At 59.6% G+C, this 11318-nt stretch carries 13 protein-coding genes and 1 pseudogene; 10 read left to right on the top strand and 4 right to left on the bottom strand.

Going from position 1 to position 11318, the window contains the following annotated elements:
* Positions 1 to 22: 22 nt before the first annotated feature.
* On the top strand, positions 23 to 1210 hold the full coding sequence (locus PSH69_RS14390) for an MFS transporter (protein WP_305412643.1): 1188 nt from the start codon (positions 23 to 25) through the stop codon (positions 1208 to 1210).
* A 27-nt stretch (positions 1211 to 1237) separates the two neighbouring features.
* Here the strand turns inward: PSH69_RS14390 and PSH69_RS14385 are convergent, their stop codons facing one another.
* Positions 1238 to 2275 (bottom strand): dienelactone hydrolase, encoded by a 1038-nt coding sequence (locus tag PSH69_RS14385; RefSeq protein ID WP_111453602.1) that lies wholly within the window; start codon positions 2273 to 2275, stop codon positions 1238 to 1240.
* Between the two features lie 169 nt (positions 2276 to 2444).
* Positions 2445 to 3056: an FMN-dependent NADH-azoreductase gene (locus PSH69_RS14380; RefSeq protein WP_064618091.1), complete on the bottom strand. Its 612-nt coding sequence runs from the start codon at positions 3054 to 3056 to the stop codon at positions 2445 to 2447.
* Between the two features lie 130 nt (positions 3057 to 3186).
* On the opposite strand from PSH69_RS14380, the gene PSH69_RS14375 reads away from it, so the two are divergent.
* Together PSH69_RS14375 and PSH69_RS14370 are read left to right on the top strand one after the other, a co-directional pair.
* Positions 3187 to 4095 (top strand): LysR substrate-binding domain-containing protein, encoded by a 909-nt coding sequence (locus PSH69_RS14375; protein WP_305412642.1) that lies wholly within the window; start codon positions 3187 to 3189, stop codon positions 4093 to 4095.
* The gene (locus tag PSH69_RS14370; RefSeq protein WP_026286414.1) at positions 4092 to 4451 is read left to right on the top strand and encodes an MmcQ/YjbR family DNA-binding protein; all 360 of its coding nucleotides are present in this window, start codon (positions 4092 to 4094) and stop codon (positions 4449 to 4451) included. Before PSH69_RS14375 ends, PSH69_RS14370 begins: the two co-directional genes overlap by 4 nt.
* A gap of 7 nt (positions 4452 to 4458) precedes the next feature.
* On the opposite strand, the gene PSH69_RS14365 is transcribed toward PSH69_RS14370, so the two are convergent.
* On the bottom strand, positions 4459 to 4887 hold the full coding sequence (locus PSH69_RS14365; RefSeq protein ID WP_305412641.1) for a DUF1294 domain-containing protein: 429 nt from the start codon (positions 4885 to 4887) through the stop codon (positions 4459 to 4461).
* Positions 4884 to 5714 carry an undecaprenyl-diphosphate phosphatase gene (locus tag PSH69_RS14360; protein ID WP_305412640.1) on the bottom strand — a complete coding sequence of 277 codons (831 nt, stop codon included), beginning with the start codon at positions 5712 to 5714 and terminating at the stop codon, positions 4884 to 4886. The genes PSH69_RS14365 and PSH69_RS14360 overlap by 4 nt, the downstream gene beginning before the upstream one ends.
* Before the next feature lie 261 nt (positions 5715 to 5975).
* Between PSH69_RS14360 and PSH69_RS30265 the strand changes: the two are divergent.
* From PSH69_RS30265 to PSH69_RS14330, 7 genes and pseudogenes are all read left to right on the top strand, one after another.
* Positions 5976 to 6737: pseudogene (locus PSH69_RS30265) on the top strand (cache domain-containing protein); the annotation flags it as partial.
* A gap of 171 nt (positions 6738 to 6908) precedes the next feature.
* Entirely contained in the window at positions 6909 to 7643 is a 735-nt protein-coding gene (locus PSH69_RS30260; protein ID WP_370695259.1) for a methyl-accepting chemotaxis protein, read from the top strand.
* A 121-nt stretch (positions 7644 to 7764) separates the two neighbouring features.
* A complete protein-coding gene (gene pnuC / locus PSH69_RS14350) occupies positions 7765 to 8328 on the top strand; it encodes a nicotinamide riboside transporter PnuC (RefSeq protein WP_305412638.1) in 564 nt (187 codons plus the stop codon).
* A complete protein-coding gene (locus PSH69_RS14345) occupies positions 8325 to 8849 on the top strand; it encodes an AAA family ATPase (protein ID WP_305412832.1) in 525 nt (174 codons plus the stop codon). Before pnuC ends, PSH69_RS14345 begins: the two co-directional genes overlap by 4 nt.
* Before the next feature lie 368 nt (positions 8850 to 9217).
* On the top strand, positions 9218 to 9670 hold the full coding sequence (locus PSH69_RS14340) for a hypothetical protein (RefSeq protein ID WP_305412637.1): 453 nt from the start codon (positions 9218 to 9220) through the stop codon (positions 9668 to 9670).
* A gap of 1 nt (position 9671) precedes the next feature.
* On the top strand, positions 9672 to 10262 hold the full coding sequence (locus tag PSH69_RS14335; RefSeq protein ID WP_019649954.1) for a hypothetical protein: 591 nt from the start codon (positions 9672 to 9674) through the stop codon (positions 10260 to 10262).
* Between the two features lie 64 nt (positions 10263 to 10326).
* Positions 10327 to 11268, top strand: coding sequence for a heme utilization protein (locus tag PSH69_RS14330; protein WP_096480148.1), 942 nt, complete (start codon positions 10327 to 10329; stop codon positions 11266 to 11268).
* The last annotated feature ends 50 nt before the right edge of the window (positions 11269 to 11318 follow it).

The following is an 11318-nucleotide window of genomic DNA, read 5'->3' as shown; positions in this document are numbered from 1 at the left end:
CGCCGCCCGCGAACGAGCTCTCATGTCTGTGCAGCAACTGCCCCCGCAAAGCTCCATGGCGATCACCCTGCAGATCGTTTCCATCGTTTTCTATAGCTTTATTGCCTTCCTTTGCATTGGCCTGCCGATTGCCGTGTTGCCGGGGTATGTCCATGAACAGTTGGGGTTCAGCGCCATCGTCGCGGGGCTGACCATTGGTTCGCAATACCTGGCCACCCTGCTCAGCCGTCCGATGGCCGGGCGCTTGTCAGACAGCGTCGGCACCAAACGGGCGATTGTTTACGGGTTTTCGGGGATTGTGTTGAGCGGCGTACTGACGCTGATATCGACCCTGCTGCAAAGTTTCCCTTTGTTGAGCCTTTTCATCCTGATCGCTGGCCGGTTGTTGCTGGGGATCGCCCAAGGGTTGATCGGGGTCGGCACCATCAGTTGGTGCATGGGCCAGGTCGGTGTCGAGCACACGGCGCGTTCGATTTCCTGGAACGGGATCGCCTCATACGGCGCCATTGCCATTGGCGCACCGTTGGGCGTGGTGATGGTGGCTGAATTGGGCTTCGCCAGCCTCGGGATTGTGCTGTCGTTACTGGCCCTGTTGGCACTGCTGTTGATCCGCAACAAACCCTCGGTGCCAGTGATTCGCGGCGAGCGGTTGCCGTTTTGGGCGGTATTCGGGCGCATTGCCCCTTTCGGCGCGAGCCTGAGCCTGGCGTCTATCGGCTACGGCACGCTCACCACTTTTATTACCCTGTATTACGCCAGTCGTAGCTGGACGGGTGCGGCTTACTGCCTGACGGTGTTCGGGGTGTGTTTTATTCTGTCGCGGCTGTTGTTCATTTCCAGCATCAGCCGTTTCGGCGGTTTCACCTCGGCCATTGCCTGCATGAGCATTGAAACCGTGGGGCTGGTCCTGTTGTGGCTGGCGCCCTCGACCGTTTACGCCTTGATTGGCGCAGGCCTGACCGGCTTCGGCCTGTCGCTGGTCTATCCGGCGCTGGGCGTGGAAGCGATCAAGCAGGTGCCCAATTCCAGTCGCGGCGCGGGTTTGAGTGCTTATGCGGTGTTTTTCGATCTGGCGCTGGCGATTGCCGGGCCGTTGATGGGCGCGGTGGCGTTGAACCTGGGGTATGCGTGGATTTTCTTCAGTGCGGCGTTGTTGTCCGTGACCGGGCTCGGTTTGACCCTGTTACTGAAACACCGGGCGATGGTCTAAAGCCTGCTGTAAATCTCTTGTGGGAGTTTATTGATCGGCAGTTTGCATGCCGGCCCGACTCGGTTTGCCCAAGGCATGGGAGAAGAAACGTCCGGCTTCGGAGATCAGGTTGCGGTGAATGTCCTTGCGGTCGACGCCGTCGGCATCGGTGCACAGCGCCGGCATGGCGGCGATCTGTTCCTCGTTGCACGGTGCCAGGAACACGAAGTGCCCTGCCCCGGCCAGCAATTTGAAATCCGGTGCAGTCGGCAGTTTGCGCGCCAGCGCTGCGGCGTTTTTGTCGAACGCCACCAGTTTGTCGCCATCGCCGCTGTATAGAAGCACCGGCACATGCACCTCGGCCAAGGTCTGGCGGCCGAACTTCAGACTCAGCGGTGCCATCAACAGCAAGGCATGCACTCGCGGGTCTGGCACTGGCTGCAAGTCATCGCGGTCGACGATCAATTCACCTTGCGTGTTGCAGGCATCATGATCGTCCGGGCGCTCATGGCAATAACGGCGCAGACGGTCCAGGTCCGGGGTGGCGCCGGACAGGATCAACGCGGTCTCACCGCCCGCCGAATAGCCGATCACCCCAACCTGATCGGCATTGACGAAGGGCGCAAGCATACGGTCGCCCAAGGTCGCGGTTATGGCTTCGGAAATCTGGATCGGCCGCCCGTAAAGATTGCTCAAGGTGCCGAGGCGGCTGTGGTCTTTGGAGTTGTCGCCGGGATGGATCACCGCCACCACCACAAACCCCTTGCGTGCCAGCGAGGTGGCCAGATCGTGCAGGGCCAGCGGGGTTCCGGTGTTGCCATGGGACAGCATCAACATCGGGAAGCGTCCGATGGCGACTTTGGTGTCTTCACCGGCTTCGACCGTGTAGCCCTCGAGCTTGCTGGAATGTTCCCTCTCACTGGACGGATAAAAGGCGATGGCGCGCATCGGCTGCAAGTCCAGCGGGTCGAGGAATGTCATCTCATGGAAACCGACGCTCCAGTGAGGAAACAGCACAGGCGCGGCGTGCACCGAATTCAGGCTGCCGAACAGGCAAATCAGTAATGTTGCACAAAGACGCACCATGGGATGCCCCACCTTATTACCTGACCGCAGATGTTAACCCTCGACTGCATAACCTGGGCCAGAAACTGATCGCCCCCAGAAACAAAAAACTCTGTACCTGGCCATCACGATGACCAGAATACAGAGTTTCAGGGGTATTGCCCGAGCTGTTTACGACTTTACGCAAGCCTTACGCGGCGGCGAACAATTGTTCGCTGATTTGCGCCTGAGCGTCGCTCATGGCTTTGCTGCGCACTTCATCACCGTAGGCCAGGCCATGGGCGCGGACGAACTCGATGTCGGTGATACCGAGGAAGCCGAACATCACCTTCAAGTACTCTTCGTGAGCAGTGCCAGTCGGTTGGCCAGCGTGCAAACCGCCAGCCGTCGAAACGATCACCACTTTCTTGCCGCCGCACAGGCCTTCAGGGCCGGCTTCGGTGTAGCGGAAAGTCTGGCCGGCTACGGCGATGCGGTCGATCCAGGCCTTGAGTTGGGTCGGGATGGTGAAGTTGTACATCGGCGCTGCAATCACGACGGCATCGGCGGCGAGGAATTCGGCCAGGGCCTGCGCACCCAAATCGGCTTCATGCTGTTGCGCGGCGTTGCGTAGCTCAGCGGCGGTGCCAGCGGCGACCAGCGTGGCGGCGGAGAAATGGCTGATGGCATCGGCGGCCAGGTCGCGGTAAGTCACCACAACGCCAGGCTCGGCGGCTTGCCAGGCTTTGACGACTTCACCGCTCAACTGACGGGAAGCCGAGTTGTCACCCAGAATGCTCGAATCGATATGCAGTAATTTCATGTGGGATCTCCAAGGTGAGGATCGCCACCCGGCGATCTGATGGAAACAATCCTACCAACGAAACCAATAGCTGATTAGCCGGCAATAGTGCGATAGTTCGTCCCACTGATAGAACAGTTGGATTTAAATCATGCAAGATCTCAACGACCTCTACTACTTCGCCAAGGTGGTCGAGGCCGGCGGCTTCGCGGCGGCCGGGCGTTTGCTCGGGATTCCCAAGTCTCGGTTGTCACGACGCATCGCCGAACTGGAAGAACGCCTGGGCGCGCGCCTGCTGCAACGCACCACCCGCCAACTCAACCTGACCGCCGTGGGCGAGCGCTACTTGCGGCACTGTCAGGCGATGCTGCTGGAGGCCGAGATGGCCGACGAAGCGGTGGCCAGCATGTCCAGCGAACCCCGCGGCCGACTGCGGGTTTCCTGCCCGGTGGGGTTGGCCCACGACATGTTCCCGTCGGTGATCAGCAAGTTCCTTGAGAAATTCCCGCAGGTTCAGCTGGAGATGCTGCTGCTCAACCGCCGGGTTGATCTGGTGACCGAAGGCGTCGATGTCGCCTTGAGAGTGCGGGAACTGGGAGATGAAGACCCACTGCTGGTCACCCGCCGCTTACGTCAGGCGCAGACTGTCATGGTCGCCAGCCCGGCGTTTCTTCGCGAGCGGCAGATCAAGACCCCGGACGACTTGAAAAACGTGCCGATATTGGGCGCACTGGAAGCCGATCGGCTGGTGCATCTGCGGATGCTCGACCAGCAGGGCAAGGCCTGTGAAATGACATTCGAAGCCCGATTGGGCATCGACGATTTTCTCGTGCGCAAGGCGTGTACCCTGTCCGGGCTGGGTTTCACCGTGTTGCCGATGATGTACTGCGAGCAGGAACTGGAAAGCGGCTCGCTGGTGCAATTGCTGCCCGACTGGTCATTGCCGGGCGGCTGGCTGCAAGCGGTCTACCCTCATCGGCGCGGGGTAATGCCGGCAGTACGCGCCTGGATCGACCATTTGATCGAATCATTCAATGCCTGTGGGGACCGACTGTTATGAAGGCAAGACCAATGAGCGAAGAGGATGTCGCGCAATTCTGCCTGGCGCTGCCCGGCGCGCGGGAGGATTACAAGTGGGGGGGCGTAAGGGTGTTTTCGATTGCCGGGAGCAAGATGTTCGCCTTGCAGAACCTGCGGGGCCAGTCCCTGGCCTTCAAGGTCGACAAAGACCTATTCCTGGGCCATTGCGACCGACCGGGCATTCACCCGGCGCCGTATCTGGCCCGGGCGCAGTGGATCATCATGGACACGCCCTACCCGCTGGGCACCGAAGAGCTGCAAGGCTTGCTGCAACGTTCCCACCAACTGGTGGTGAGCAAGTTGCCCAAGCGCACGCAGATCGGCTTGCTGCTTTAAAACAGCTTTAGAACAGCGCGAACAGCTGAGCACCCAGAAACAACTGGTCGATCCAGAACACCTGATGCATCAGCACGATGAGCCAGAACACCAGTTGAAACGAAACCTTGCGGGTCTTGTGCCGAAACACTTGCTGGGCCAGCAAGGCACCCGGCCAACCGCCCGCCAGTTCCACTGCGTGCAAGACGTTCTCCGGCGTGCGCCAACTGTCGGCGCGGGCCTTGTGCTTGTCGCTCCAATACAGGAAAAACGCCAGCACGCTGACAAGGCCGTAGGCTGCCAGGGGAATCACCGACACCCCGCGCAGCCACAACGACACCGAGCCAAACAACGGCGCTGCACACAGTACTGCGAACACCAGCAGTTTCAGCCGCAGGTTTTGAATGGCTCCCCCGGAGTTGCGACCGGAGTTGTTGCGCGCGCTGGAATCATTCATGGCTTGGCCGCGGTCCAGTCGACCCAACCGAATTGCCAGGTGGCCAGAATCACCAGACCGAACGCAATGCGATACCAGGCGAACGCCGCGTAGCTGTGGCTGGCGATGAACTTGAGCAAGCCGCGAACAGCGATCATCGCAAAGATGAACGCGGTGACAAAACCAATGGCGAACACCGGAAAATCAGCCGGCACAAACAGATGGCGGTATTTATAGCCCGAGTACACCGCCGCGCCGACCATGGTTGGCATGGCGAGGAAGAACGAGAACTCGGTGGCCGTCTTGCGCGACAAGCCGAACAGCAAACCGCCAATGATCGTCGAGCCGGAACGCGAGGTCCCCGGGATCATCGCCAGGCATTGGGCGAAACCGACTTTCAGGGCTTCTTTCCAGGTGATGTCATCGACGCTTTCGGCATGCACGACATGCTGCCGGCGTTCGGCCCACAACATGATGATCCCGCCCACGACCAATGCACTGGCTACGGTGATCGGGTTGAACAGGTACTTGTGGATCAGGTCGGCGAAAATCACCCCCAATACCACGGCCGGCAGGAAGGCGATCAACAGGTTCGCGGTAAAGCGTCGAGCGCTGGGCTGCGTCGGCAAACCAATAACCACGTCGAAGATCTTGCGGCGAAACTCCCAGACCACCGCCAGGATCGCCCCGAGCTGAATGATGATATTGAAGGCCATGGCCCGCTCGCCACCGAAATCGAGCAGGTCCGCCACAATGATCTGGTGCCCGGTACTGGAAATGGGCAAGAACTCGGTCAGCCCTTCTACAACGCCTAAAATCAATGCCTGAAAGGCTGTCCAAAGATCCATCATTCCCCCAAGAAGCCATGCCCCCAGGCATGCCCCGTTAATAATTTGTAGAGCGTTATTCGCGATCAGCGTGCGCTGAAACCCCGCGCGCACAAGATCCACACAAAACCGTAAAAATTCCGTGAAAAATCGACTTGGACTCAGGTTTTTCCGCGCGGGGCCGAAATCCTATCAGACAAGCCTCATTTACGCTGCCGCGTAATAGGACATGAGTCGGATAGGCCCGATCGGCAACGTGTGGTTGGATGCTGGCGATCGTTTATGACAAGAACAAGAAAACGGAGTAACAGCGTTATGAACAGCTTGCGCAGTGTGTCGATCAGCCGACGCTTGTGGCTTATCTTGATCGTGGCCGTGGTGATGCTGTTGACGTTGGGCGCGTTGATGCTCAAACAGATCCACGACGACCTCTATCAGGCCAAGGCCCAGAAGACCCAGCATGTGGTGCAGACCGCCAGTGGCATCCTGACCTACTATCACGACCTGGAAACCGCCGGCACCCTCACCCGCGCCGCCGCGCAACAGCAGGCACTGACCGTCGTGCGTGGTTTGCGCTACGACCAAAATGACTATTTCTGGATCAACGACCTGACGCCGGCCATGGTCATGCACCCGACCAACCCAAAACTTGAAGGCCAGAACCTCTCGACGATCCGCGACCCGGACGGTTTTGCACTGTTCAACGAAATGGCTGCCATCGCCAAGGCCAAGGGCGCCGGCATGGTCAACTATCGCTGGCCGAAACCGGGCGCCAGTGCACCGGTGGAAAAAACCTCCTACGTCAAACTGTTCGAGCCCTGGGGTTGGGTGATCGGCTCGGGTGTGTACATCGACGACATGCAGGCCGAGTTTAATGCGCAGGTCTGGAAGGCGTCTTTCGTCGGCCTGGTGATTGCCCTGATCATGGCGCTGCTGGTGATCATGATTGCCCGCAGCATCGTGCGCCCGTTGCAGGAAACCGTGAATGCCATGGCCAATATCGCCAGTGGCGAAAGCGACCTGACCCGCAGCCTCGATACCCACGGCCAGGACGAAGTCACGCAACTGGCCCGGCACTTCAATGCCTTTACCGCCAAACTGCGCCTGGTGATCAGTCAATTGCAAGTGTCCGCCGGCGCGCTGGGCCAGTCTTCCAGTGACCTGGGCAACGACGCCGCGCAAGCCCAGCAACGCAGCCAGCAGCAGTCCCAGCAAATGGAACTGGTGGCGACCGCGATCAACGAAGTGACCTACGGCGTGCAGGATGTGGCGAAAAACGCCGAACACGCGGCCAGTGAAATGCGCGATGCCGAATCTCAGGCGCAGCAGGGACAGATCAATATCGATGGCAGCCTGCAGCAGATCGACAAGCTGTCTTCGACCATCGATCAAGCGGTGGAAGTGATTCGTACGCTGGCCGACGAAAGCACGCAAATCGGCAGTGTCCTGGAAGTGATCCGCTCCATCGCCGAGCAAACCAACCTGCTGGCCCTCAACGCCGCCATCGAAGCCGCCCGGGCCGGTGAGCAAGGTCGAGGGTTTGCGGTGGTCGCCGATGAAGTGCGCCTGCTGGCCCAGCGCACCCAGAAGTCGACGGCAGAAATCCAGTCGATGATCGAACGCCTGCAAAGCCATTCCGAAGCGGCAGTCAAGGTGATTGGCGACAGCAGCCGCGCCTCGCAACTGACCATCGAGCAGGCCGGTCTGGCCGGTGCCAGTCTGAATGCCATCGGCCAGGCCTTGCGCAACCTCAACGGCTTGAATGCCTCGATTGCCAGTGCAACCTTGCAGCAGGCGCATGTGGTGGAAGACATCAATCAGAACGTCACCCAGGCCGCCGGGTTGTCCCACAGCACGGCATTGGCGGCCGAGCAGTCGAGCGTGGCCAGTGTTCACCTCAAGGAATTGAGTGAACAGTTGAACGGGTTGCTCAAGCAGTTTCGCGTCTGATCACTTATAGCAGCTGCCTCGCAGGCTCGGCAGCTGCTACACCGGACCGCGCAAGCCGGTTCTACTTGGCCGCGCCTGCCGCTACAATCCTCCCCCCTTTCGTCTTCCCCAAGGATCCCCCATGTCCGGGCTTGAACTGTTTGCCGCCGCCCTCGGTGTGATTGCCGTCTGGCTGACGGTCAAACAGAACCCCTGGTGCTGGCCGGTCGGTCTGGTCATGGTGCTGCTGTACAGCTGGATCTTTTTCGAGGTGAAGCTGTATTCAGACATGCTGCTGCAAGTGATCTACGCCGCGTTGCAGCTTTACGGCTGGAGGCAGTGGACTCGCCCGGGCGTGACGCATGACGGGCGGCACGTCAGCCTGCTCGATGGCAAATCCGTCGCGCTCGGGCTGGCCGTGGGCGCGGTCGGCAGCCTGCTGCTGGGGGCTGCGATGGCTCACTGGACCGACGCCGCCCAACCCTGGCTCGACGCCGCCTTGACCGGTTTCAGCCTGGTAGCACAGTTATGGATGGCGCAAAAACGCCTGCAATGCTGGCCGCTGTGGATCGCGCTGGACGTCATCTTCGTCGGCCTGTTCATCTATAAAGAGCTGTATCTGACCGCCGTCCTCTATGGGGTTTTCGCCCTGCTGGCGGTGCAAGGCTGGCGGACGTGGCGCGCCGACCCGGCGTTGCGCACATGAAAGTGCTGGTGCTCACGGGCCCCGAATCGAGCGGCAAGAGCTGGCTCGCCACCGAGCTGCAACAGCAATTTGGCGGCGTTTTGGTGGGCGAATACGTGCGCTGGTTCATTGAACAGGAGGCACGGGACACCTGCCTCGCGGATATCCCCGAGATCGCCCGCGGCCAGTTGCAATGGGAAGATGATGCCCGCGCCCTTGCGCCACCGTTGCTGATTCTCGACACGCACTTGCTGAGCAACATGCTTTGGAGCCAGACCCTGTTTAGCGATTGCCCGGCCTGGCTCGAACAAGCGCTGCTGGCCCGGCATTACGACTTGCACTTGCTGTTGTCGCCTGAACTCGTCGACTGGACCGACGATGGCCAGCGCTGTCAGCCGCAGCTGGATCAACGCCGGGCTTTTTTCAACGCGACTCAGGCGTGGCTGGAGCAGCATCGCCAACCTGTTCAAGTGATCCAGGGTGACTGGGCAGAACGCCGAGCCCAAGCGTTGCAGGCCGTCACTCTGCTGCTAGGTTGCTGAATTCGGCTGCTACAGCCACCAACACCCAGCCCCACCAGCATTTGTTGCGATATTTTTGCAAATGCGTCCGTTTGTGAAACATACCTTTGCACTCGAACAGCCCGTTTCAGCGCTATTCATCATTGCGTCATGATCTGTGTTAAAGCGCTGATACATCACAACGCAAGCTATGGATCCAGAGCGTTGCGCCTCCTTTTCCCCGTTATAGCCCCCGCTTTTGTCTCAGGCCTGAAACAGCTCAATCAAGGATCCATTTAGCCTGATCGATAACCCCTTGAATCAAAACAACAATCAAAAAGCGGCACGACTTTCGCTCTCTCCTTCACAACGCTGATTAGGGCCAGCGCACAACAGAAGGAATCGCAGTCGTGGGGACTTTTCGTAAAGGCTTTACGCGCTTGATGCTGCTCGGATGTGCCACCGTCTCACTCCTCAGTTTTGACGTTCAGGCTGAAGGCAATGGTGTGATCGTACTCACTCGTGATGTACAGCCCCACACCGTCGGCAGGCCGCCGTTCCAGAAAGACCCCTACCCGACCACTGTCAACGCCAACCCTTCGGATCGTGTCACTTCGACACTCAACAGCACCGAACTGAGCGATGGTGAGTTCGCCAGCGTGGCCAGCGGTTCGTCCATCAGCAACAGCATCAACCAGAACGGCAACATACCCGGCAGCCTCAATGTCGTGACCAATCCCAATGGCATGCCCGGCATGAGCGCCGGTCACAGCGGCGGTAGCGGTGGCGCGATTTCGGGAACGATCAACCATGCCATGAGTTCCGGCCTTGCGCCGTTGGGCAGACTGGCGGGAGGTCAATGACATGAGCCGCTCCCTGATCCTTCTCGCCCTGGTCATCGGTGCCAGTGTGAGCCCAGGCGCCATGGCCGACTCCAGCGTTCCGGTGGTCAACACCGCCAACATCCTGGATTCCGGCGCCCGGTACAACGGCAACTTCAACGTCAACCAGGCCTCCGGCGATCAACAGCAACAGGCCAACACCCGCGCTATCGCCATCGGCACCGATGCCTCGGCGACCACTCGCGTCATCCAGAAACTCGACACGCCCGCCAACCCGTCGATGAACGCGACGGCCACCATCGGCGGCAACTCTTTCAGTCAAGGCAACGGTGCACTGGGTGTCAACCAGGGCGCCGGGGCCAATAACCAGATGGCCAACGCAATGCGCATCAGCATCAGTGCTGCGCCGCAAAGCGTCGACGATAGCGCCCTTTCTCAACAGAACGTGGCGTTGCTACCAAGCTCAGGGGCAACTGACGCTTCAAAAGGCAGTCGCCAGGTCGTGACAAGCGACCAGGCCTTCACCGGCAGCCGAGGAGTGATTCAGGTGAACCAGAGTGCCGGGGTGGGGAACCGAATGGCTAACACCCTGAGCATACGGGTCGCTGACTGACCCGAACGCAGTGCGATTAGAAAGTAACCAACACTTAACCAACTAATAAGCACGGAGAAACACCATGAAACCCACAATGGCTCTCAAGCCTCTCGTCTTCGCCCTGGCTGCCGTCATGGCGATGGCTGCACAAGCCAACGATAACGACCATGGTCACGGCCACCATCATCACGGCCCCAAAGGCCCCACCTGGGAACAGCAACTGTCAATCGACTCAGCCGCCAGCGCCTATGTAGGGGATACACAGGACAGCAGCGGCAACTCGGTACTCAACCAAGGCACCAACAACACCGCTGAGGCTGACAACTCGCTCAACGGCTCCAACGGCAACATGGGTGCCAACGTCGCGGGGGGCGATGGCAACCAACAAGACAACGCCGCCGCGCTGGCTACCGCGGATGAAAGCTTCATCTTCGGTTCTGCCGAGGCAACCTCCACCGCGTATCAATACAACACCAATAACTACGTCAAAAACCGCTCTACTCAAAATAACGCCACGCTCAACAATGCGGGCAACAACGGCTCCGGCAACATTGGCATCAACGTGACTGCCGGCAACTTCAACCAACAGAAAAACAACCTGGCGATTGCCGTGTCTGGCGGCCGGGTAGCAACAGCCTCGGCTGACGCTTACCAATCCACCACCGGCCTGGATGTCGACAACAAGGCTGACCGGACCCACGTCACCACCACCCTCACCGATACCACCACGTCCTCGGGCACCTTCAAGGCCAAAGGCACCGGGACGATCGACGACAGTGGCTGGGGTCACAGAGGCGATGACAAGTTCAAATTCAGCGCCGTGGGTACCTTCGATCTGGCTGGCGTCACCACCCATCAAGTGCTGACTCCAGACGGCTGGAAAAACCCGGTTGTGAACAACGCCTCCATGACCAACTCGATGAACAGCTTCTCCGGCAACGGCGGTGCCAACGTGTCGGCGGGTGTGGGCAACCAACAAAGCAACTCTCTGTCCATTGCTGCCGGCTGCAGAGCCTGCATGTAATCGCGATCGAAATGAAAGCCCCGGCAACGGGGCTTTCTTTCCACGGCTCA

Source organism: Pseudomonas sp. FP1740 (genome assembly GCF_030687165.1).
Classification (GTDB): domain Bacteria; phylum Pseudomonadota; class Gammaproteobacteria; order Pseudomonadales; family Pseudomonadaceae; genus Aquipseudomonas.
The sequence above is the reverse complement of the archived record's forward strand: the minus strand, read 5'-3'. Positions and strand labels throughout refer to the sequence as shown.